Below are 21,391 nucleotides of genomic sequence, written 5' to 3'. Positions count from 1 at the left end.
TTCACGCCGCGAACGGACACGAAAAAGGCCGCATACCGGGCATCCGGCGTGCGGCCTTTTTCTTGGGTGGCAGGGGAGCGGTTAGAAGCTCGCCGTCAGCGAGGCGACCACGCCGCTCTTGCTCTCGACCGCGCCGACGAGGTTGTTGAACTTCGCGTCGGTATCGACATAGCTGACGCCGAAGGTCAGCACCTTGTACGTCGCGGTGACGCCCAGCGCCCAGTCGGTATAGCCGTCCTGTTCCTTGCCCTTGCCGAACGACGATGCCAGCCAGCTGGTGCCGAAGGTGTGGCCGAGGTGCGCGGTCAGACTGAGCGGCGTCTTCGGGATCGCGCCGGTAAGGTCGCCGGCGAGATAGACGTTGTCGCGCTTGCGGCTGTTGAACGAAGTGCCGACGCCGGTCTGGTCGAGCGCGAGCGCCTTCTGCTTCCAGGCGTAATTGATCGTCGCCTTCGCGGTCACCGGGCCGAGCGTCGACGAGACATCGAAATAGGGTTCGAAGAAGTCGGAATGGACGCCGGGCGTCCGGTCGCGCGGGTAGAAGTAATAGAGCACGCCGCCATCGAGCTTGATGCCGCTAATCGTCTTGCTGTAGCCCGCGATGAAATCGATTTCCTGCCGCGCATTGCCGCCGGCGACGACGTAATCGGTTACCGACGAGCCCCAGGCCGAGACGTAGATGCCCGATTGGTGGGTGACCGTGATCGATCCCTGCAGCGCGAACTGCTTGTCGGTCTGCGAAATACCGCGGAAACGATAGTCCGAGACGATAGCGGCGGTGCCGTTGATCGTAACCGCTGGGGGCGGTGCGGTGGGTGCGTCCTGCGCGAAGGCAGGGGTTGCGGAGGCGGCGAGCATCAGCGCGCCGAGCGTCATTGTGGAGATGCGCATCGTTTTCCTTTCGAAAATGCGATCGTCCCCGCCTGCTTTACCGGTGCAGCGTCTGTCGGCGGCGAAACGCCCCCCGCGCGGCTAACCGGCAAGACGATGGAGTGCCGCTTCATGCGGCACTGCACAACTCAATTCGCCAGCTTTGTTGCCAGTTCGGCCGCGATTGTTGCAGTTCAGCAACAGTCGAGCAATGTTGCGGAAACGCCGCAGTAATGGAAAACGGGTCAGAGCGCGGCCGAAAAGCGCTCCAATCCAGCGGCCAGATCGGCGATCAGATCGGCCGGATCCTCCAGCCCGATCTGCAACCGGACGAGTGGTCCGGCATCCTCGCGGCGGGTGACGGTGCGGTAGCGCTGCGGGTCGACCGGCAGCGCCAGGCTCTCATAGCCGCCCCAGCTATAGCCGATGCCGAAATGCTCCAGCCCATCGATCAGCGCGGCGCGCGCAGCCTCGTTGCCGCCGTTCAGCACGAAGGAGAACAGGCCGGACGATCCGTTGAAATCGCGCTGGAAATGCGCGTGGCCGGGGCAGGAGGGGAGCGCGGGGTGAAGCACGCTCGCGACCTCGGGTTGCTCCGCCAGCCAGTGCGCGATCTGCAGCGCGCTTTCCTGATGCTGCTTCAGGCGGATCGCCATCGTGCGCAGGCCCCGGCTGCCGAGCCAGCAATCGTCGGGGCTGGCGACCTGGCCGAGCTGGAAACTGGTGTCGCGCAGCCGCGCGAAATGGCCGGGTCCTGCGGTGACCGAGCCGAGCATCACGTCGCTATGGCCGACGACATATTTGGTGCAGGCGAGGATGGTGAGATCGACGCCGTGCGCGATCGCGGGAAAGAACAAGGGGGTTGCCCAGGTGTTGTCCAGCAGGGTGACGACGCCGCGCGCCTTGGCCGCCGCGACGATCGCGGGGACGTCCTGCACTTCGAAGGTCAGGCTGCCGGGGCTTTCCATGACGATCGCACGGGTTGTGTCGGCGATCAGATCGGCGATGTCAGCGCCGATCAGCGGATCGTAGAAGCGCGTGGAAATGCCCATGCGCTTGAGCAGACCGGTCGCCATCGAGCGGGTCGGATCATAGGCACTGTCGGGGACGAGCACTTCGTCGCCGGGGGAGAGTACCGATAGAAGTGCGGCGGCGATCGCGGCGACGCCCGAGGGATAGAGGAAGGTGCCCTCGGCGCCGGGTTCAAGCTCGGTCAGCGCGTCGGCCAAGCTCCACTGCGTCGGCGTGCCCTTGCGGCCATAGAACAGCCGATGGTGCGTATCGCGCCCGCCCGCCGCGCGCAGATCAGCGACGCTGTCATAGAGGATCGTCGAGGCCCGCCACACCGGCGTGTTGACGATCCCTTGCGTCCATTCCTTGCGCCGCCCGGCGGACACAACGCGGGTGGAGTCGCCCTTGGGTTGCTTGCTGTCGTTGCTCATCTTCAATGTCCCGCCGTCACCCCGGCCTCGTGCCGGGGTCCACTGCGGTTCGCAACCACCATCTGCAGGACGCGCGACGCTGTGGACCCCGGCACGAGGCCGGGGTGACGGTCGGGCGTGCGCGTTACGCCGTGCCGGTCGCCTTGGGCGTGGTGCGGTCGGCGCCCCATTCGGACCAGCTGCCGTCATAGACGGCCGCTTCGTTGCCGAGCAGGTGCGCGCCGAACGCAAGCGCCGAGGCGGTGACGCCCGAGCCGCAGGTGGTGACGAGCGGCTTCGACAGGTCGATGCCAGCGCCTTCGAACGCGGCCTTAAGCGCGTCGCCGGTCTTCCACGTGCCGTCGGCGTTGAACAACTTGCCATAAGGCAGGTTCTTCGAGCCCGGAATGTGGCCCGGGTGGGTGGCCGGGCGGGGATCGGGTTCCTCGCCGGTGAAGCGCGCCGCCGAACGCGCGTCGAGCACCTGCTCCGCGCCGGATTCGACATTGGCCTTCATCTGATCGAGCGTGCGGACGCCCTTGTCGTCGGCCCAGACGGTGAAGTGGCGGTGGCGGAGCTGTTCCTTGCCGCTGACCGTCTCGCGGCCCTCGGCCTGCCATTTGGCGAAACCGCCGTCGAGAATCGCCACGTCATGCGCGCCGAACGTGCGGAGCATGAACCAGGCGCGTGCGGCAGTGCGGAGCGGGGAATTGTCGTACAGCACGATGCGGCTGCCATCGCCGAGACCGAGCGACTGCATTCGGCTGGCGAATTTCTCGGGGCGCGGCAGCATCGAGGGCAGGTTGCTCGACGTGTCGGCAATTTCGGCGAGATCCATGAACACGGCGCCGGGGATGTGCGCAGCTTCATATTCTGCGGCCGGATCACGCGATCCGTCGAGAATGTAGGTCGCATCGACGATACGCAGATCATTCGCGCCCAATTCGTTCGCGAGCCATTCGGTCGTCACCAGCGAGTCCATGCACCGTCTCCTTAGTTTCGCTTGTCCCTAGCCATCCGCGTCGAGCGTGTCGAGAAACGCCTTTGCGGATGCCCGCAGATCGCGCTTCACGGCGTCGTCCATCTTCGCCCAATTGCGATACGGCATGGCGAGGCGTTGGTTCCGCCCGAGCTTGTCTTCGTTGCGGGCCATGAAATCCCAGTAGAGCGCGTTGAACGGGCAGGCATTGGGCCCGATGCGCTGCTTCACGTCATAGCGGCACGACCGGCAATAATCCGACATGCGGTCGATATAGGCGCCGCTCGCGGCATAGGGTTTGGAGGCGAGCAGGCCGCCATCGCCGAACTGACTCATGCCGAGCGTGTTGGGCAATTCGACCCATTCGTACGCGTCGATGTAGATTTCGAGATACCACCGATGCACCGCCGCAGGATCGGCTCCGATCAGCAACGCGAAATTGCCGGTGACCATGAGGCGCTGGATATGATGCGCGTGCGCGAGATCGAGCGTCTGGCCGATCGCTTGCGCCAGGCAGTGCATGTCGGTCTTGCCGGTCCAGTAGAAGGCGGGGAGCGGGCGGCGCGCCTCCAGGAAATTGCGGTCGGCATAATCGGGGCCTTCGCGCCAATAGATGCCGCGGACATATTCGCGCCAGCCGATGATCTGGCGGATGAAGCCTTCCGCGGCGTTGAGCGGCACCTTGCCCGCCGCGTAGCGCTCGGCGACGGCGCGGCACAGATCGAGCGGATCGAGCAGGCCGGAGTTCAGATAGGGCGACAGGATCGAGTGCCACAGATGCGGCTCCCCGGTCAGCATTGCGTCCTGATAATCGCCGAACTGTGCGAGGGCGTGATCGAGGAACTGCGCCTGCTGGCGCAGCGCATCGTCGCGCGTCACCGCCCAGGCGAAGCCGTCGAGCGTTCCGGGATGATCGGCGAAGCGCTTGGCGACCAGCGCCAGCACGTCCTGCGTGATCGCATCCGGCGCGAAGACCAGCGGGCGCGGCATCATCAGGTCGGCCTTGGCGGGCTTGCGATTGTCGTGGTCGAAGTTCCATTGTCCGCCGACGGGCTTGTCGCCGTCCATCAGCAGCCCGGTCTTGCGGCGCATCTCGCGGTAGAAGAATTCCATGCGCAACGCTTTGCGGCCGTCCGCCCAGGCGTTGAACTCCGCGTGGCTGGCGAGGAAGCGGTCGTCGGCGCGGATGTCGACGGGCAGGCCGAACAGCGTTTCCCAAGCATCCAGCATCGCTTGAACCCGCCATTCGCCAGCTTCGGTGACGACGATCCGGTCGGGGTTCAGCCGTTCGACCGCGCGGGCGATTTCTCCGGTGAAGCTACCGCTGTTTTCGGGATCGTCGAGCGTGACGTAATCGACGCTCCAACCCGCGACGCGCAGGGCCTCGGCGTGATGCCGCATCGCCGAGAGGATATAGGCGATCTTCTGTTTGTGATGCCGGACGTAGGTGGTTTCCTCGGCCACTTCCATCATCAGCAGCCGGGTCGTTGCCGGATCGGCATCGCGCAGTGCCGAGAGGTTCAGCGAGAGTTGGTCGCCGAGAATCGGTATGAGCGTTTGGACGGTCGGTTTCATTTCTACCGCCTCTATCCTATCTCCGCCTCATGACTCCAAAATTTCTTGGCCAGACCAGCGCACAGCCCACCTCGCCCGAGGAAGCGGTGCTCGACTATGTTCCCAACCCGCGGCCCGGCCGCGCCTATCTGGTGCGCTTTGCGGTGCCGGAATTCACCTCGCTGTGCCCGGTGACGGCGCAGCCCGATTTTGCGCATCTGGTGATCGATTATGCGCCCGATCAGACGATCGTCGAATCGAAGTCGTTGAAGCTGTTCCTCGGCAGTTTCCGCAACCACCAGGCGTTTCATGAGGATTGCACGGTCGGGATCGGCGAGCGGCTGTTCACCGAGATGAAGCCGCTGTGGCTGCGGATCGGTGGATATTGGTATCCGCGCGGCGGGATTCCGATCGACGTCTTCTGGCAATCCGGCGCGCCGCCGGAGGGGCTGTGGCTGCCGCCGCAGGACGTGCCGGGGTATCGCGGACGCGGTTAAACGCGTTGTGCGCACCTCTGGTCCACCCGGTTGATGTGGGTTAAACAGATTCACGGTGTTGCAACGCAGCATAGTTGCAACCATATTGTCACTTGGCCGTTCGGATGGGGCAATTAGGAGCGTATCGCTCGATTTTACTCTGAGGATTGCGAGCATGATGCATGTGGCGGATGTCGTGACCCCGATCAATCACCTGGCGCTGATTGGCAATTTCCTGCCCCGGAAATGCGGCCTTGCAACATATACGACCGACACGTTCACGGCGTTGAAGGGCCGGTTTCCCGATCTTAAGATCGACGTCTACGCAATGGACGATCATCCGGGCTCGCTTGAATATCCTGCAGAAGTGACGCGTACGATCCCGGAGCAGGACCGCGGCGCCTATCTCGACGCGGCGCGCTCGATCGAAGCGAGCGGTGCGCAAGCGATCTGGCTGCAGCACGAATATGGCATTTTCGGCGGATCGGCGGGCGAGCATATTCTTGCGCTCCTTGACCGCGTGTCGATTCCGGTAATCGTAACGCTGCACACCGTGCTCGAAAAGCCCGACGCGGATCAGCGGCGCGTGATGGAAGGGTTGCTGCGGCGTGCCGCGCGGGTTGTCGTCATGGCAGAGCGCGGGCGCGAGATTCTGGAGCGCGTGTATGGCGCAAGCGGCCGGAACATCGTGATGATTCCGCACGGCGTGCCCGATCGTCCTTTCGTCGATCCGAATGCGCTGAAGAGCCGGTTTGGCTGGGACGGACGTCAGGTCGTGCTGACCTTCGGCTTGCTCGCACCGGGCAAGGGCATCGAGGTGATGATCGAGGCGATGCCGGCGATCGTCGCGCAAAACCCCAACGTCCTGTATACCGTGCTGGGGGCAACCCACCCCAATCTGGTCAAGCACGAGGGTGAGAAGTACCGCGACGGGCTGAAGGCGCTTGCCGCCGATCTCGGCGTGGCAGACAATGTGACGTTCATCGACGCGTTCCTCGAACATGATGAACTGATCGATTATCTCCAGGCCGCCGATATTTATGCGACGCCCTACCTGAACCCGGCGCAAATTACCTCGGGCACGCTCAGTTACGCGGTCGGGGTCGGCAAGGCGGTGGTTTCCACGCCCTATGTCCATGCGACCGAAATTCTGGCCGACGGGCATGGCGTCCTGGTCGATTTTGGCGATTCCGCAGCGTTCGCGCGCGAGATCAACGCGCTGCTGAGCAGTGATCGCAACCGTTTGAAGCTGTCCGAGCGCGCCTATGCGCGCGGCCGCACGATGATCTGGCCACGGCTGGCCGAGGTGGCGATGCGCGAGATCGTGCAGATGATTGCCGCCAAGCCGCGTCGTCTGCCGACGAGCGCGATTGCAACGATCCCGCTCAAGCCCAACTTTGCCGCCGTCGAGCGGATGAGCGATGCGACCGGCATGTTGCAGCATTCGATCTATTCGGTCCCTGACCGGCGTCACGGTTATTGCATCGACGACAATGCCCGTGCGCTGATGCTGGTCAGTCAGATGGCCGAGATGGACGATGAAGCGCGGGATTCGTGGATGACGATCTACGCCTCGTTCGTGCAATATGCCTGGAACCCGGAGGCGCGGCGCTTCCGCAATTTCATGAATTTCGATCGGACCTGGTGCGAGGATACGGGTTCGGAAGATTCGAACGGCCGCACTTTGTGGGCGCTTGGCGTCACCGCGCGCGACGCACAATTGCCGAAGCATCGGCAGTGGGCGCTGTCGATGTTCGACATGACGGCGTCGCTCGCGCCCGAACTCGGCTCGCCGCGCGCCCATGCCTTTGCGATGCTCGGCGCGGCCGCGATCATCGAAGCCTATCCCAGCCATGCACTGGCGCGCACGATCCTGTCGCGCTTCGGTGATGAGTTGTGCGGGCTGCTTGCCGAGGCGCGTCGTCCCGAATGGGAATGGTTCGAGATCGTGCTCGCCTATGACAATGCGCGCCTGCCCGAGGCGTTGATCCGCGCCGGCACCGCGCTTGGCCGGGACGATCTCGTGCAGTGCGGTATCACCACGCTCGACTGGATCGTGGGCAAGCAGACCTCGCCCGATGGTCGGTTCCGCGCGGTTGGCAGCGAAAGCTTTGGCCGCGTTTATGCCGAGCCGTTGCAGTTCGACCAGCAACCGCTGGAGGCGCAGGCGACGATCGACGCGTGCAGCGCGGCGTTCGATGCGTCGAAGGATTTGCGCTGGGTCGAGGAAGCGGGGCGGGCCTATCGCTGGTACCTCGGCCATAACGATCTCGACCTGCCGCTGGCGACCGCGCAGGACGGTGGATGCTTCGATGGCCTGATGCCCAATGGTCTCAACCGAAATCAGGGTGCCGAATTCGATTTTGGCGCTGCAATTGGCCGGTTGCGCGATTTCGGGGCTGGCAAAGCGGGCGGAAAGCGTGGCAGGACCATTGAGCGCCGTCGCGTAGCCTCGCTCGTGACGCCGCAAATGGCGTTACGCGAGGCTGTGTAGTGATCGAGCTGTTCGAACATGCGTTGAGACTTCATGCCGACCCATCGCGGGTCGTCGTGCGGCCATTCCACCTTGCCTGGGGCGGCAATGGCGGCAACCGGACCGAGCGGATCGTCAGCGCGGTGATGGCACTGAGCCCGGCCGAAACCCGCGCCGAGCTGGAATTGGTGCTGAAAGATTTCGAGGCGCGGCACTGGCAGACGCGCCGCGTGTTCATGACGCGCTATGACGAGATCGAGCAGATGCTCGGGCTCGACGGCACCGAGATTGGCGATGAGAAGCGTCAGCTGATCGGTGCGTATTTCTGCCACGAATATAGCTATGCCGCCGCCGCGCTGATGAACCCCAGCGCCGTGCCGCATTTCGACCAGTCGGGCATGCCGGCCGGATCGCAGCGCATCCTGATGAGCCTGCGCGCGGTGGGGGAGGGGCATATCTCCTCGGTCGCGTTTCGCGAGGGGATCATCGCCGACGGCAATTTGCTGAAACTCGCGCCCGAGCCGCCCTTCGCCACCGCGACCGACGCGGCGGGGTTGGACGAAGAGACGATGCCGGAAGGGCCGATCACCGTCTATCGCCACCGCGATTCCACGCTGTCGGGCACGGTGATCTTCCCGATTACGGCAGCGCAATCCAAGGGACTGGAGGACCTGCGGCTGGTCCAGTTCCATCATGACGACGGGTCGGTCGAATGGCTCGGCACCTATACCGCCTATAACGGCTCTGCGATCCAGTCGGAACTGCTGCGCACGCGCGATTTCCGCGCGTTCGATCTGGTGCCGATGACGGGTCCTGCCGCGCGCAACAAGGGCATGGCGCTGTTCCCGCGCAAGGTCGGCGGGCAGTATATGATGATCGGTCGGCAGGACGGCGAGAATTTGTTCCTACTGAAATCCGACACGCTGACGCATTGGGACGAGGGCGAGAAGCTGCTGAATCCGGTGTATCCGTGGGAGCTGGTGCAGATCGGCAATTGCGGTCCGCCGATCGAGCTCGACGAAGGCTGGCTGCTGTTGACGCACGGCGTCGGCGCGATGCGGAAATATGCGATCGGCGCGGTGCTACTCGACAAGCGCGACCCGTCAAAAGTGCTCGGCCGGACGAGGGAGCCGATCCTGGCGGCAGCGGACCAGGACCGCGAGGGTTATGTCCCCAACGTCGTCTACACCTGCGGCGCGATGCGGCATGGCGACACGCTGTTCGTGCCCTATGGCGTGGCGGATAGCTCGGTCGCGTTTGCTTTCATTCCGATTTCTACGCTGCTGGCGGCGATGGCGTAGGCGGGGCGGTTGCCGATTGGGCGTCCCGTGCGCGACCGGCGGCTCACGGCGTTCCGATCCGCAATCGCGGCGCGATGTGATGCTGCGCCGGTCCGTTACGATTGGCGCGTGGGCCTCGCGTTTGCCGGTGCGTGTTTCTGGACGAGCTATCCCGGGCGCCTGAACGCGGATTCGCTCTACAGCGTCATCACTGCGAGCGTTCCGGCGCAGCTCGGAAACTGGCATTCCCCGACGCTTGGCTGGCTATGGAACCTGGCGGGTCCTGCGCTCGGCCAGCCGTCTGCCGCGCTCTTGCTGCAATCCCTGCTGTTTGGCGTGTTCGCCGGATTTCTGCCGCAGGTGCCCGCACATGCACGCGGGCGTGCGGCGATCGCGGCTGAGATCGCGTTGCGGATCGCGCTGATCGGCGCCTTCGGAGCGATCGGCAAGGATGTCGTGGCGCTCGGCCTTATCCTGGTGGCGATCCGGATTCTCCCGTGCGCCGTCCGCCGACCGCTGAACCCGATCGAAGTGGCGATCCTCGCGGTTTCCGCCTTGCTGTTCCTGCTGATCAAGGCACCCAATTTTCTGACGATCGTGCTGGCGACCGCGCTGGTCCTGCCGTCTTTTACGAGATCGGCGCGCGTTTACGGCACAACGCTTTTGGGTGTTCTGCTGGTGGGATTGGCTGCGGTGCCGCTCAACCGATGGGTGGATCGCACGGTTTTCGCGGCGCAGGATCATCACCCCGACAAGCAGCTCGTGATCTTCGATCTCGCTGCGATTTCATTGCAGACCAACCGTAATGCCTTTGCCGAGGTGCGCGGATGGCCGACCGCTTCGGTCCCGGTGATCGCCGATTGCTTCCTGCCGAATATGTGGGATTCGTTTGCCCCGTGGGGGCCGTGCAAGGCCTATTCGGCCGCCTATGATCGGCTCGACGGAGCGCTGACGCGGCAATGGCTTCGGCAGATCGCGCTGCACCCGGTGGCCTATGCGCAGCATCGGCTCACCTACGCGGGCGCGCTGCTTCTGTCGCGCGATCATGCCAGTTGGGGGTTGAGCGGGAGTGCGGTGAACGATGCGCGCGACCCGACCGCGCGGGCCGAACGGGCCGAGATGATGCACCGTCTTCAGGCCAACCGCCCGATCCAATTATGGCAGGATAGCGCGCTGACGGAGCCGTTGAAGGCGATCGAACAGGTCCTGTTCAAATTTCCCAAGTCGCAGGCGTTTGCGTTGATCGGCTGTCTTGCGCTGCTGTTGTCGTGCTGGATGCGGCGTGGGCGGCGGATCCGGCTGGACGTGTTGCTTCCGGCCGCGCTTGGCGTCGCCAATTTCGGCATGTTGTTCGTTTTCGGCGTGGCCGACCCGGGGCGATACATGCTGCCGACGATCGTGCTCTGCTACGTGGGTTCGATCGCTTTGCTGACTCCGGCCTTACCGCCCGACGCGCTGGATGGTCGTGCGATAGAGCCACGCGGCGATCGATAGGAACAGCACCGTCCCGCCCACCAGGCTCGCCGTTTCATACCCCTTGCCGATCAGCGCGAGCGGGGCGTCGCTGTTGGTGGCGTAGACGATCACCGCGAACGCGACGCCCCACAGGCTTTCGCCGACGATCAGGCCGGTCGCGGTCAGCGTGCCCATGCGCTCGGCGAGATCGGGGTTGGCGCTGCGGTGCGCCCAGCGGTTGTAGAACCAGCCGATCACCGAGCCGAGCACGGTCGGCAGGATCACCGACATCGGCAGATAGATGCCGAGCGCCACGCCGAGCGGGGGCAGGCGGAGCAGCTTCGCCTTGCCGAGCAGTTCGTCCAGCATGATCAGCGCGACGCCGGCGAGCGCGCCATATTCGAGCATCGGCCAGTTGGCATTGCCCGACAGCACGCCCTTGGCCAGCGCCGAGATCAGCCCGGCCTGCGGTGCCGCCAGCGCGTTGGGGCCAGCGCCGGGAACGCCGACGAAGCCGATCCCGCTGTTGAGCACGTTCAGCACTGGCGGGATGATGAGCGAGCCGAACACCACGCCGATCAGCAGCGCGACCTGCTGCTTCCACGGCGTTGCGCCGACCAACTGGCCGGTCTTCAGATCCTGCAGATTGTCGTTGGAGATCGTCGCGACGCCGAACACGACGCCCGTCACGATCAGCGCATAAGCGATCAGCGCGGTGGTGGTGTCGGCGCCGGGGTTCTGTCCGAACAGGCCGACCAGCATCAGCGCCGAGCCGAGCACCGACAGGATGCCGATCCCCGAAACTGGCGAATTCGACGCGCCGATCAGCCCGGCCATGTAACCGCACACCGCCGCGATCATCAGCCCGGCGACAAGGATGAAGACCAGCGCGCCCGCAATCAGCAGGGCGGCGGACGCGGCCAGCGCGCCGCCCGCGATCACGTCCCACAGCAACCAGGCGATCGGCAGCAGCGTGAGCAGCGATCCACCCGCCACCCAGGCGATCGGCAGGTCGCGTTCTTCCAGTGCGAGCGCCTCGCCGTGCCCGCGTGCGGCACTGGCGGCGAGCGCGGAGCGGACGCCGCCGATGACCGGACCGGCGATTTTTACCAGCGTCCAGATGGCGGAGATTCCGATCAGCCCAGCGCCGAAGAAGCGCACGTCGTTCTTCCAGATCGTCGTCACCCAGTCGCCGATATCGCCGGGGATCGGGTGCGCCGCGGTCATCACCGGCACCAGGATGAACCAGCCGATCACGACGCCCAAGGCCATCGCCGCGCCGACCGAAATACCGACGAGGTGCCCGACGCCGAGCAGAGCGAAGGACAGGCTGCCCGAAATGCCCGTCGCGCCCGCGCCGACGCGGAAGGTGGTGGCGGCGGTGTCGGTGACGATCTTGGTCTGGGTGAAGATCGCGAAACCGGCCGAGGCGATGCTGTTCCACACTAGCGTCAGCAGGCCTTGCTTCGATTCCTCCGCCCCGCGTCCACCGTCCCCGCCGCGTGATCCGGCACCGATCTGCAACACTTCGGCCGCGGCGACGCCTTCAGGATAGGGCAGGTCGGTATCGACCACCAGCGCGCGCCGCAGCGGGACGGAGAACATCACGCCGAGGATGCCACCGGTCATCGTGATCGCGGCGGTCTGGACATAGGGAAAGCCCTGCCACCAGCCGATCATCACCAGCCCCGGCAGCACGAAGATGATCGCCGCCAGCGTGCCCGCCGCGCTCGCCACGGTCTGGACGATGTTGTTTTCCAGGATCGTCGCGCCCGGCAACATCCGCAGGATCGCCATCGAGATGACCGCGGCGGGGATCGACGTCGCGAAGGTCAGCCCGACCTTCAGGCCCAGATAGACGTTCGCGGCGGTGAACAGCAGCGTGATGACGCCGCCGAGCAGGATACCGCGGACGGTCAGCTCTGCGATCGGGTGGGCGGGCGCGGTGCGGGTGTCGGTCATGCCGTACCGTGGCACAGGGGCGAGCGAGGCGGAAGGGTGGAACTGCTTCGCACACGGCGTGTTTGCTGCACTGCGCAATACTACGCATTGGCAACTCTAAGCATGCTTATTATATGGATCGCGTGAGCGACTCGATTGCCTTTCTGACCAGCGATTTGTCGCGCCTGATGCGGCGCCGCTTCGATGAACGCGCGCGCCTGATCGGCGTGACGCGCAATCAGTGGCGCGTGCTGAAGTTTCTGCAGCGGGGCGAGGGGATCAATCAGGGCGGCCTTGCCGACCTGCTAGAAGTCGAGCCGATCAGCCTGTGCCGGATGATCGACCGGCTGGAGGAAAGCGGGCTGGTCGAGCGGCGGCGCGACCCGAAGGACCGCCGCGCCTGGCAGATTTTCCTGACCGAACGCGCGCGCCCGCTGTTGCAGGATCTCTCCAAGATTTCGGAGGAGCTGCTGGGCACGGCGCTCGCCGGGATTTCGCAAGCCGATCACGACGCCGCGGTCGCGGTGCTCGAACGTATCTATTCCAATTTATCCGACTCGAACGAAGGCAATGAGGCCGCAAATGGCTGACGCAGACCCCAAGATCGATCGCGCGCGCGGGGCCGAGACCGTTGTTGCTCCGGCCGCTGCCGCTGCGCCTGCCGCCCCACCCGCCAAGCAGCGCGCGTGGTTGCGCCCCGTGCTGATGCTGAGCGTGCCGCTGCTGATCGTGGCGATCGCCGCCTATTTCTGGCTGACCGCCGGGCGCTTCGTCGAAACCGACAATGCCTATATCCAGCAGGACAAGGTATCGGTGTCGTCCGATGTCGCCGGGCGCATCGTCGAGGTGGCGGTGAAGGAGAATCAGCCGGTCAAGGCCGGGCAGCTCCTGTTCCGCATCGACCCCGCGCCGTATCGCATTGCGCTTGCCCAGGCGGAGGCGGCGATCGCCACCGCTCGCGTGCAGGTAAGCACGCTCGCCACCGACAGCGGCAGCGCGGCGGCGGACATTTCCAGCGCCAAGGCCGACATTGCGCTCGCCCAGGCGACATATGGCCGACAGGCGGCGCTGATGAAGCAGGGCTTCACCACCCGCGCCAATCTCGATGCAGCCGCCCAGCAGCTTGCCGCCGCCCGCGCGCGGCTTGCGACGGCCAACGCCAGCGCCACCAAGGCGCGAGTGCAGGTCGGCAGCGGCACGGGCGGATCGGGTATTCCCGCCGCCGTGCAGGCGGCGATGGTTCAGCGCGACAAGGCCGCGCTCGATCTGTCGCGCACCGCAGTCTACGCGCCGGTCGCGGGCACGATCAGCCAGTCGGACCGGCTACAGGTCGGGGCGATGATGATCACCGGCCTGCCCGCAGTCAGCATCGTCGCCGCGCATGCCGCCTGGGTCGAGGCGAATTTCAAGGAAACCGACCTCAACAAGATGCGTGTGGGGCAACCTGCGGAAGTATCGTTCGATGCTTATGGCGGGCTGAAGCTGAAGGGCCATGTCCAGTCGATTGGCGCAGGGACAGGATCCGAATTCTCCGTGCTGCCCGCGCAGAATGCGACCGGTAACTGGGTCAAGGTGACGCAGCGCGTGCCGGTGCGGATCGCGATCGATGAGCCGAGCCCGCGCCCGCTGATCGCAGGGCTCAGCACCGACGTGACGGTCGACGTGCGCGATCATGGCAAGCGCTGAGGAAGGCCTGGACGAGTCGGCTCGGCTCGCCCGCACCGCATCGACCGAGGAGGCCGCGCCGTTCGAGGAACGCGCGGCGCTGTTCACCCGCAATCGCCCGCTGCTGACCATCGGCGTGATGGCCGCGACGATCATGCAGATCCTCGATTCGACCATCGTCAACGTCGCGTTGCGGGACATGACCGCGACGCTCGGCGCGACGGCGGATACGATCACTTGGGTGCTGACCAGCTATATCGTCGCCTCTGCGGTCGCGATTCCGCTGACGGGGTGGCTTGCCGACCGGATCGGGTCGCGCAACCTGTTCCTGGGCGCCGTGATCGGCTTCGTCATCGCCTCGATGCTGTGCGGGCTTGCCAGCAACCTGCCGGAAATGGTGGTGTTCCGCGTGTTCCAAGGGATCGCCGCGGCGTTCATGAATCCGCTCAGCCAGACGGTGATGATGGATATCAACCCGCCGTCCAAACAGGCCGGGGCAATGTCGATCTGGGGCATGGGGATCATGGTCGGGCCGATCCTGGGCCCGGTGATCGGCGGGTGGTTGACCGACAATTACAATTGGCGCTGGTGCTTTTACGTCAACGTGCCGATCGGCGCGGTGTGCTTTGCGATCTTGTGGGCGTTGCTGCCGTCGCGCCAGATCACGCGGCGCAGTTTCGATCTGTTCGGTTTCGCGATGCTCGCGCTGGCGATCAGCGTGTTCCAGCTGATGCTCGACCGCGGGCAGACGCAGGACTGGTTCAGTTCGTGGGAAGTGTGGATCGAGGGGATGGTCGCGCTCGGGGCGGCGTGGCTGTTCTTCGTGCAATTGCTCACCGCCAAGCAGCCGATGTTCGACCGCGCGCTGTTCCTCAATCGCAACCTGTTGACCGGGATCGGCTTCATGCTGGTGATCGGCGTGCTGATGACCGCGACGCTCGCGTTGCTGCCGCCGATGCTGCAATCGCTGTACGGCTATCCGGTGCTCGACGCCGGCATTCTGCTGATGCCGCGCGGGATCGGAATCGTGGCGTCGATGTATGTCGCGGGGCAGCTCATGAAGCGGCAGGTCGATCCGCGGCTGATGGTCGGCGGTGGCCTGCTGATCGCGGCGTGGTCGCTCTATGACATGACCGGCTGGACGATCGAGATGAGCGCGCGGCCGTTCGTGGTGACGGGGTTTATCCAGGGGATCGGGCTTGGGCTGGTGTTCATCCCGCTCAACATCATGGCGTTCGGCACCTTGTCGCCGAAATACCGAACCGAGGCGTCGAGCCTGATGAATTTGGCGCGCAACATCGGCGGGTCGGTCGGCATTTCGGTGGTGACCGCGCTGCTCGCCCGCAATATCCAGACCAGCCATTCGGAATTGGGCCAGCATATTCCCGATCCGGGCTTGCTGGCGAACGATCCGGTGGCGAGTTCGCTGACTGGCGGATCGACCGATGCGGCACTCGCCATTGCCGATGGGCTGGTCAACGCGCAGGCGGCTATGATTGCCTATCTCGACGATTTCAAGCTGATGATGATCTTGACTCTGGGTGCGGTGCCATTGGTGCTGCTCCTGCGACGGCCCGCGCCGCCCAAGCCGGGGGATGAGCCGGTCCATGTCGCGATCGACTGATCTTTATTCGTTGCGCATCCGTCACTTTTGGCGCGGTAGTGCGTTAGTGAGATCATGCAGAAACTCTGGTTCATCACCAATCCCAAGTCCGGCACGGCAACCCCCGCCAAGGCCGATGCACTGGCAGCCTTGTTCGCGGAAAGCGGTCTGACGCTCGTAGGGCGCACCGCATTTCCCGATTATGCCCTGCCGACGCCGCAATCGCTGGATGCGGCGGGAGTCGGTACGGCGGTGCTCTATGCCGGGGATGGGACGATCAATGCTGCAGTGGCGGCGTTGGACGCGTGGAATGGGGCGATCCTGATCCTGCCCGGCGGCACGATGAACCTGCTGGCCAAGCTGCTGCACGGTGCGGCCGAGCCAGCCGCGATCGTTGCGGCGGCGGTGGCACAGGCGCGCACGGTTTCGCTGCCCTGTGTCGAGGTGGGCGGGCAGCGGGCGCTTGTCGGGCTCATCCTCGGCCCGGCGGCGAATTGGGTGCGGGCACGCGAACTGGTGCGCGCCGGGCGGCTGCGTGGCCTGGGTCGCGCGCTAAGCCATGCGTGGCGGCGCACCTTCGGGCGTGGCATCCGGCTCGATGGTGTGCCCGGGCTGAAACCCGGGGCGCAGGCGGTGCTGGTGCGGGCCGAGGCCGATCGGCTCGACGTTGCCGCGATCGATGCTCGCGATTTCGGCGCGCTCGCCCGGCTCGGCTGGGAATGGCTGACCGGTGATTGGGTCGCGGCGTCCGAGGTGACGCAATGCCACACCCGGCAATTCCGCACGCGCGGCGACAAGCCGGCGCTCGCGCTGGTCGATGGCGAACCGATCATGCTGGAACCGGGCAGCGTCGTGCGCGTAGGCAGGACACGCGATCTGTTCGTCACCACGCTCCCGGAGGCTTGATGCGCCTGTTCCATGTCAGCGACGTGCATTTCGGGCGCGAGGATGTCGCGGCGGTCGCCTGGTTCGAGGCGCTGGTGCAGGCGGAGCGCCCGGATGCCGTGATCATGACCGGCGACCTAACGATGCGCGCGCGGCGGCGCGAGTTCGAGGCCGGGCTTGGTTGGTTGCAACGGCTCGGCGTGCCGGTCACGGTGGAAGTGGGCAATCACGATTTGCCCTATTTCAATCCGATCGACCAATTCTTTCGCCCGTATCACCGGATGCACGCGATCGAGCGGATGGTCGAACGCCCGCTCGATCTGCCCGGCGTGGCGATCGTGCCGCTGGTTACGACCGCGCGCGCGCAGTGGCGGTGGAACTGGTCGAAGGGCAAGGTGAGCAAGGGCGCGCTGGCGCAGACGCTCGCCTTGGTGGCGGACGTGCCGAAGGACAGGCTGGTGTTCATCGCGTGCCACCACCCGCTGATCGAAGGCAAGACGGAAGCATCCGCTCATACCCATCGTGGGGCCGAGGCGCTGGCCGCCTTGGCCGCGGCGGGGGTGCACGCGGTCCTGACAGGCCATGTCCATGATCCGTTCGACATCGCGCATGTCATCGATGGCAATCCGATCCGGATGATCGGGGCGGGGACGCTGTCCGAACGGACGCGCACCACACCGCCGTCGTTCAACGAGATTCGCGTGGATGGGGCCAAGTTCGACGTCGTCGTGCGCGCGATGGATGGCAAGCCGGATGAACTTCTGCCGCGCGAGCGGGCAGAGTAACTTGCCGCCCCCCGCGGCATCGATATGCTGGCGCTATGAAACCAGCCCTGTTGCTCGCTCCGCTCGCGCTATTCGCAGCATTTCCCGCCGCCGCCGCGCCGTCCGATATCGACGCCCGCGTGGCGCGCGTGCTCAAGGCGACGCCGCTGATCGACGGGCATAACGATTGGGGCGAAACGCTGGTCGATGTGGCGGGCGATGCGCGCTGGACGATCGATTTGAATAGGCTCGATCCGGCCAAGTTCGACACCGACATCGCGCGGCTGCGGAAAGGCAAGGTCGGCGGGCAATTCTGGTCGGTCTATGTGTCGGCGAACCTGCCCGGGCCGGAGCAGGTGTCGGCGACGCTCGATCAGATCGGGCTGATGCAGCAGATTTTCGCGCGTTACCCCAATGTGTTCGAACCAGCGACGACCGCCGCGGACGTGCGCCGCATCCATGCGGCAGGCCGGATCGCCTCGCTGATCGGAGTCGAGGGCGGGGGGCAGATCGACGGCAAGTTCGCGGTGCTGCGCGCCTATCGGCGGCTCGGCGCATCGTACCTGACACTGACGCATTCGCGCACGATCGCGTGGGCGGATTCGGCGACCGACAACCCGCAGCATGACGGTCTGACCAAGTTTGGCGAGGCGGTGGTGCGCGAGCTCAACCGGCTCGGCATGTTGGTCGATTTGAGCCATGTCAGCGAAGCCACGATGCGCGACGCTTTGCGCGTTACCAAAGCGCCGGTGATCTTCTCGCATTCCTCGGCCCGCGCGCTCGACGATCATCCGCGCAACGTGTCGGATGCGGTGCTGAAGCTGGTCGCGGCGAATGGCGGCGTGGTGATGGTCAATTTTGCGCCGAGCTATGTGTCCGAAGAACGGCGGCTGTGGGAAGCGGCGCGCAACGGGCAAATCGCCAGCTTCAACGCGCCGCCGTTTGGCGGGCTGTATATCGGCCAGCCCGACAAGGCCAAGGCGGCGCTCGCCGCGTGGGAGAAGGACCATCCCAAACCCGTGGTCACGCTGGCGCAAGTCGCCGACCACATCGACCATATCGCGAAGGTGGCGGGGGTCGATCATGTCGGTCTGGGCGGCGACATGGATGGCGTGCTCGATCTGCCGCAGGGTCTGGACGGGGTCGATACCTATCCGGCGCTGCTCGCCGAACTGGCGCGGCGCGGGTGGAGTGACGGCGATCTCGCCAAGCTAGCGGGCGGCAATGTTCTGCGCGCGATGGAGGGCGCAGAACGCACCGCCGCCGCTATGCGGACCGAGCCGATGGCGACGGGAACGGTCGAAACGATCGACCGACCTGCGGGAAAATCCTGATCCAGGTTTAGAGCCAATCGTTAAGGGCTTGGCCGTAGCACCGGGGAATGATGACTCGGCCGCCCGCCAAGCCCGATGCGATGGCCCGGTGCGCCGGATGTCGCGACGGCGAGACCTTTGACCTGCCCTTTTCGATGGCGTTCCAGCCGATCGTCGATGTCGAGGAGCAGACGATCTTCGCATTCGAGGCGCTGGTTCGTGGCGCTGCCGGTGAACTGGCGGCCAGCGTGCTCGATACGGTGACCGAGGCCAACCGCTATGGTTTCGATCAGCAATGCCGCGTCAAGGCGATCGAGACCGCGACGCGCTGCGGGATTCTGGACGGTCCGGCCCGGCTGTCGATCAATTTCCTGCCCAATGCGGTCTATTCGGCGGCGGCGTGCATCCAACTGACGTTGCGGACGGCGCGGGCCAACGCCTTCCCGATCGAGCGCTTGATCTTCGAATTCACTGAAAATGAAGAGATGACCGACCCGCAGCATGTGTCGCGGATCATCGCGACCTATCAGCAAATGGGATTTGGCACGGCAATCGACGATTTTGGGGCTGGCTACGCCGGCCTCAACCTGCTCGCGCGCTTTCAGACCGACTTTATCAAGCTCGATATGGACCTGATCCGTGGGCTGGATACGAGTATGCCGCGTCGGATGATCGTCGGCGGCGTCGTGAAGATGTGCGAGGGGCTGGGTGTGAAGGTCATCGCCGAGGGGATCGAAACCATCGGCGAGCTCGAGGCGCTGCGCAGCCTTGGCGTGCGCTATATCCAGGGCTTCCATTTTGCGCGGCCGGAGTTCGAACGTCTGCCTGAGGTGCATTTCGCGGTCGCGATTCCGCGTCATGCGGTCGCCGGGTAACGACCCGCCGCCCGGCTAGCGCAGCCAGCGTTCCATCGCCGGATACATCGCATTAGTGGTGAGGCCGTAGCCCACGAGCAAATGCACGCCGAGATAGATGCCCATCTTGAAATTCATCGCAAGCGACGCGCCATTGCCGCGATAGCCATCGCCGTGAAACACGATCCCCGGATCGAGCCCGATCGCGCAGGCGGCAGCATAAGACCAGCAAATCGCGGCGATCTCCTCGCTTTTGTCGTCGGCGACCGTCTCCAGCGAATTGCGAAGGGCGGGGTCGGTGACGGCGATATGCCCCGCTTCGTGCAACAAGTCGCCCGGATAGGTGAGGCGGGCCGGGTCGACGAGCAGGGTTCCGCAGCGCACCGTCATCGCGGGGAGGAAGGTGTCCTCGGGCAGAGGTGTCATTTCGACGGCCACGCCGATGTCGTCGAGGAAGGCGACGATCTTCGCGGTGATGGCGGGGTCGGGCTGGGACATGGACGCAGTGTATCGTTACGCTGGCGCGGCGTCATCCCTGCCGGTGGGGTGGCGGGTAAACGAAAAGGGCGGCCCGTTGCGGGGCCGCCCTTTTTGTTTGCTTTCTGCATCGCGTCGTCATGGAGTAAATCCATGACGTCGAACGGGGCGTTGCCCCGTCGGCCGACGCTACGAGTCTTGCAATAGCTTGCGCTGTTGCAAGCCCGCTTAACGCTTGGAGAACTGGAAGCTGCGGCGTGCCTTTGCGCGGCCGTACTTCTTACGCTCGACCGTACGGCTGTCGCGGGTCAGGAAGCCTGCTGCCTTTACCGGCGCGCGCAGGATCGGCTCGTACTTGGTGATCGCCTGGCTGATGCCATGCTTCACGGCACCGGCCTGGCCCGAAAGACCGCCGCCCTTGACGGTGCAGTTCACGTCATACTGGCCCTCGCGCTCGGTCACGCCGAACACCTGGTTGATGACGAGACGCAGCGTCGGACGCGCGAAATACACTTCCTGATCGCGACCGTTGATCGTGATCTTGCCGGTGCCCGGCTTGATCCAGACGCGCGCGACGGCGTTCTTGCGGCGACCGGTTGCATAGGCACGGCCCTGCTTGTCGAGGATCTGCTCGCGCAGCGGCATCGGCTCGGGCGTCGGGCCCGAGTTGTTGACCGGCGCGGCGTCCTGCGACGGCACGCTGTCGGTCGCAGCCTGGGCTGCCGGAGCGGGGGTGTTGGTCAGGCTGGCGAGATCGGCCAGCGACTGGCGGTTGTCGGACATTATGCGCCCACCTTGTTCTTGCGGTTCATGGCTGCGATGTCGAGCACTTCGGGGTTCTGTGCCTCATGCGGATGCTCGGTGCCGGCGAAGACGCGCAGGTTGCGCAGCTGCTGACGACCCAGCGGACCGCGCGGGATCATCCGCTCGACGGCCTTTTCGATCACGCGCTCGGGGAAGCGACCTTCGAGCACCTTGCCCGCGGTGATCCCCTTGATGCCGCCGGCATAACCGGTGTGCTTGTAATAGACCTTGTCCTTCAGCTTGTTGCCGGTGAACTTGACCTTGTCCGCGTTGATGATGATGACATTGTCACCACAATCGACGTGCGGAGTGAAGCTCGGCTTGTGCTTGCCGCGCAGGATATTGGCGACGATCGAGGCCATACGGCCGACGACCAGACCATCGGCGTCGATGATCAGCCACTTTTTTTCCACCTCATGCGGCAAAGCCGGCTTGGTGGTCTTCATCAGCGCCTTCATGGGGCTTGTGACCTTCTATGCTAAAACGACAGGTGCCGCCCCGAGGGACGGCACCAATGGCGGCCTAATGCGGTGGGGCTTGCGGAAAGTCAAGCAATCGGCGGGTTTCGTGACAGGTA

General features: G+C 65.0%; 18 protein-coding genes and 1 pseudogene. 11 read left to right on the top strand and 8 right to left on the bottom strand.

Features of this window, described 5'->3' with window-relative positions; translation table 11 throughout:
• Positions 1 to 81: 81 nt before the first annotated feature.
• The 4 genes from AB5I39_RS04660 to AB5I39_RS04645 form a co-directional block, all read right to left on the bottom strand.
• Positions 82 to 891, bottom strand: a complete 810-nt coding sequence (locus AB5I39_RS04660; RefSeq protein WP_404371787.1) for a TorF family putative porin — start codon at positions 889 to 891, stop codon at positions 82 to 84.
• 224 nt (positions 892 to 1,115) lie between these two features.
• Positions 1,116 to 2,312: a cystathionine beta-lyase gene (metC, locus tag AB5I39_RS04655; RefSeq protein WP_404371784.1), complete on the bottom strand. Its 1,197-nt coding sequence runs from the start codon at positions 2,310 to 2,312 to the stop codon at positions 1,116 to 1,118.
• A 124-nt stretch (positions 2,313 to 2,436) separates the two neighbouring features.
• Positions 2,437 to 3,273: a 3-mercaptopyruvate sulfurtransferase gene (gene sseA / locus AB5I39_RS04650; RefSeq protein WP_404371781.1), complete on the bottom strand. Its 837-nt coding sequence runs from the start codon at positions 3,271 to 3,273 to the stop codon at positions 2,437 to 2,439.
• 27 nt (positions 3,274 to 3,300) lie between these two features.
• A complete protein-coding gene (locus tag AB5I39_RS04645; RefSeq protein ID WP_404371779.1) occupies positions 3,301 to 4,845 on the bottom strand; it encodes a cryptochrome/photolyase family protein in 1,545 nt (514 codons plus the stop codon).
• Positions 4,846 to 4,874: 29 nt separating this feature from the next.
• Between AB5I39_RS04645 and queF the strand changes: the two genes are divergently transcribed.
• The 4 genes and pseudogenes from queF to AB5I39_RS04625 all read left to right on the top strand — a co-directional run bounded on the left by queF (position 4,875) and on the right by AB5I39_RS04625 (position 10,547).
• A complete protein-coding gene (gene queF / locus AB5I39_RS04640) occupies positions 4,875 to 5,321 on the top strand; it encodes a preQ(1) synthase (protein ID WP_404371776.1) in 447 nt (148 codons plus the stop codon).
• A 154-nt stretch (positions 5,322 to 5,475) separates the two neighbouring features.
• A pseudogene (locus AB5I39_RS04635) lies at positions 5,476 to 7,750 on the top strand (glycosyltransferase).
• A gap of 43 nt (positions 7,751 to 7,793) precedes the next feature.
• Positions 7,794 to 9,074, top strand: a complete 1,281-nt coding sequence (locus AB5I39_RS04630; protein ID WP_404371774.1) for a glycoside hydrolase family 130 protein — start codon at positions 7,794 to 7,796, stop codon at positions 9,072 to 9,074.
• Positions 9,075 to 9,101: 27 nt separating this feature from the next.
• Positions 9,102 to 10,547, top strand: coding sequence for a hypothetical protein (locus AB5I39_RS04625; RefSeq protein WP_404371771.1), 1,446 nt, complete (start codon positions 9,102 to 9,104; stop codon positions 10,545 to 10,547).
• On the opposite strand, the gene AB5I39_RS04620 is transcribed toward AB5I39_RS04625, so the two are convergent.
• Positions 10,494 to 12,470: an OPT family oligopeptide transporter gene (locus AB5I39_RS04620; RefSeq protein ID WP_404371768.1), complete on the bottom strand. Its 1,977-nt coding sequence runs from the start codon at positions 12,468 to 12,470 to the stop codon at positions 10,494 to 10,496. The genes AB5I39_RS04625 and AB5I39_RS04620 overlap by 54 nt on opposite strands.
• A gap of 113 nt (positions 12,471 to 12,583) precedes the next feature.
• On the opposite strand from AB5I39_RS04620, the gene AB5I39_RS04615 reads away from it, so the two are divergent.
• From AB5I39_RS04615 to AB5I39_RS04585, 7 genes are all read left to right on the top strand, one after another.
• Positions 12,584 to 13,039 carry a MarR family winged helix-turn-helix transcriptional regulator gene (locus tag AB5I39_RS04615; RefSeq protein ID WP_404371765.1) on the top strand — a complete coding sequence of 152 codons (456 nt, stop codon included), beginning with the start codon at positions 12,584 to 12,586 and terminating at the stop codon, positions 13,037 to 13,039.
• Positions 13,032 to 14,135, top strand: a complete 1,104-nt coding sequence (locus AB5I39_RS04610; RefSeq protein WP_404371762.1) for an HlyD family secretion protein — start codon at positions 13,032 to 13,034, stop codon at positions 14,133 to 14,135. Before AB5I39_RS04615 ends, AB5I39_RS04610 begins: the two co-directional genes overlap by 8 nt.
• Positions 14,122 to 15,738, top strand: a complete 1,617-nt coding sequence (locus AB5I39_RS04605) for a DHA2 family efflux MFS transporter permease subunit (RefSeq protein ID WP_404371760.1) — start codon at positions 14,122 to 14,124, stop codon at positions 15,736 to 15,738. The genes AB5I39_RS04610 and AB5I39_RS04605 overlap by 14 nt, the downstream gene beginning before the upstream one ends.
• A gap of 54 nt (positions 15,739 to 15,792) precedes the next feature.
• Positions 15,793 to 16,623 carry a diacylglycerol/lipid kinase family protein gene (locus AB5I39_RS04600; RefSeq protein WP_404371757.1) on the top strand — a complete coding sequence of 277 codons (831 nt, stop codon included), beginning with the start codon at positions 15,793 to 15,795 and terminating at the stop codon, positions 16,621 to 16,623.
• Entirely contained in the window at positions 16,620 to 17,387 is a 768-nt protein-coding gene (locus AB5I39_RS04595) for a metallophosphoesterase family protein (protein ID WP_404371755.1), read from the top strand. The genes AB5I39_RS04600 and AB5I39_RS04595 overlap by 4 nt, the downstream gene beginning before the upstream one ends.
• A 35-nt stretch (positions 17,388 to 17,422) precedes the next feature.
• Positions 17,423 to 18,700 carry a dipeptidase gene (locus AB5I39_RS04590; protein ID WP_404371752.1) on the top strand — a complete coding sequence of 426 codons (1,278 nt, stop codon included), beginning with the start codon at positions 17,423 to 17,425 and terminating at the stop codon, positions 18,698 to 18,700.
• 134 nt (positions 18,701 to 18,834) lie between these two features.
• Entirely contained in the window at positions 18,835 to 19,554 is a 720-nt protein-coding gene (locus AB5I39_RS04585; RefSeq protein ID WP_404374008.1) for an EAL domain-containing protein, read from the top strand.
• 15 nt (positions 19,555 to 19,569) lie between these two features.
• Here AB5I39_RS04585 and AB5I39_RS04580 read toward each other — a convergent pair whose 3' ends face one another.
• The 3 genes from AB5I39_RS04580 to rplM form a co-directional block, all read right to left on the bottom strand.
• The gene (locus AB5I39_RS04580; protein ID WP_404371750.1) at positions 19,570 to 20,031 is read right to left on the bottom strand and encodes a hypothetical protein; all 462 of its coding nucleotides are present in this window, start codon (positions 20,029 to 20,031) and stop codon (positions 19,570 to 19,572) included.
• 207 nt (positions 20,032 to 20,238) lie between these two features.
• Complete coding sequence (gene rpsI, locus AB5I39_RS04575; RefSeq protein ID WP_404371747.1) at positions 20,239 to 20,793, bottom strand: 30S ribosomal protein S9; 555 nt, start codon at positions 20,791 to 20,793, stop codon at positions 20,239 to 20,241.
• On the bottom strand, positions 20,793 to 21,272 hold the full coding sequence (gene rplM, locus AB5I39_RS04570; protein WP_404371744.1) for a 50S ribosomal protein L13: 480 nt from the start codon (positions 21,270 to 21,272) through the stop codon (positions 20,793 to 20,795). Before rplM ends, rpsI begins: the two co-directional genes overlap by 1 nt.
• Positions 21,273 to 21,391: the final 119 nt, after the last annotated feature.

The organism is Sphingomonas sp. MMS24-J45 (genome assembly GCF_044881195.1).
In the GTDB taxonomy this organism is placed as follows: domain Bacteria; phylum Pseudomonadota; class Alphaproteobacteria; order Sphingomonadales; family Sphingomonadaceae; genus Sphingomonas.
This window is presented reverse-complemented; position numbering and strand designations above follow the sequence as displayed.

Bases quoted from the DNA above. Each gene is read 5' to 3' on its own strand.
- AB5I39_RS04660 (WP_404371787.1), bottom strand. From the start codon at position 891: ATGCGCATCTCCACAATGACGCTCGGCGCGCTGATGCTCGCCGCCTCC.
- metC (WP_404371784.1), bottom strand. From the start codon at position 2,312: ATGAGCAACGACAGCAAGCAACCCAAGGGCGACTCCACCCGCGTTGTG.
- sseA (WP_404371781.1), bottom strand. From the start codon at position 3,273: ATGGACTCGCTGGTGACGACCGAATGGCTCGCGAACGAATTGGGCGCG.
- AB5I39_RS04645 (WP_404371779.1), bottom strand. From the start codon at position 4,845: ATGAAACCGACCGTCCAAACGCTCATACCGATTCTCGGCGACCAACTC.
- queF (WP_404371776.1), top strand. From the start codon at position 4,875: ATGACTCCAAAATTTCTTGGCCAGACCAGCGCACAGCCCACCTCGCCC.
- AB5I39_RS04620 (WP_404371768.1), bottom strand. From the start codon at position 12,470: ATGACCGACACCCGCACCGCGCCCGCCCACCCGATCGCAGAGCTGACC.
- AB5I39_RS04615 (WP_404371765.1), top strand. From the start codon at position 12,584: ATGGATCGCGTGAGCGACTCGATTGCCTTTCTGACCAGCGATTTGTCG.
- AB5I39_RS04610 (WP_404371762.1), top strand. From the start codon at position 13,032: ATGGCTGACGCAGACCCCAAGATCGATCGCGCGCGCGGGGCCGAGACC.
- AB5I39_RS04605 (WP_404371760.1), top strand. From the start codon at position 14,122: ATGGCAAGCGCTGAGGAAGGCCTGGACGAGTCGGCTCGGCTCGCCCGC.
- AB5I39_RS04600 (WP_404371757.1), top strand. From the start codon at position 15,793: ATGCAGAAACTCTGGTTCATCACCAATCCCAAGTCCGGCACGGCAACC.
- AB5I39_RS04590 (WP_404371752.1), top strand. From the start codon at position 17,423: ATGAAACCAGCCCTGTTGCTCGCTCCGCTCGCGCTATTCGCAGCATTT.
- AB5I39_RS04585 (WP_404374008.1), top strand. From the start codon at position 18,835: ATGGCGTTCCAGCCGATCGTCGATGTCGAGGAGCAGACGATCTTCGCA.
- AB5I39_RS04580 (WP_404371750.1), bottom strand. From the start codon at position 20,031: ATGTCCCAGCCCGACCCCGCCATCACCGCGAAGATCGTCGCCTTCCTC.
- rpsI (WP_404371747.1), bottom strand. From the start codon at position 20,793: ATGTCCGACAACCGCCAGTCGCTGGCCGATCTCGCCAGCCTGACCAAC.
- rplM (WP_404371744.1), bottom strand. From the start codon at position 21,272: ATGAAGGCGCTGATGAAGACCACCAAGCCGGCTTTGCCGCATGAGGTG.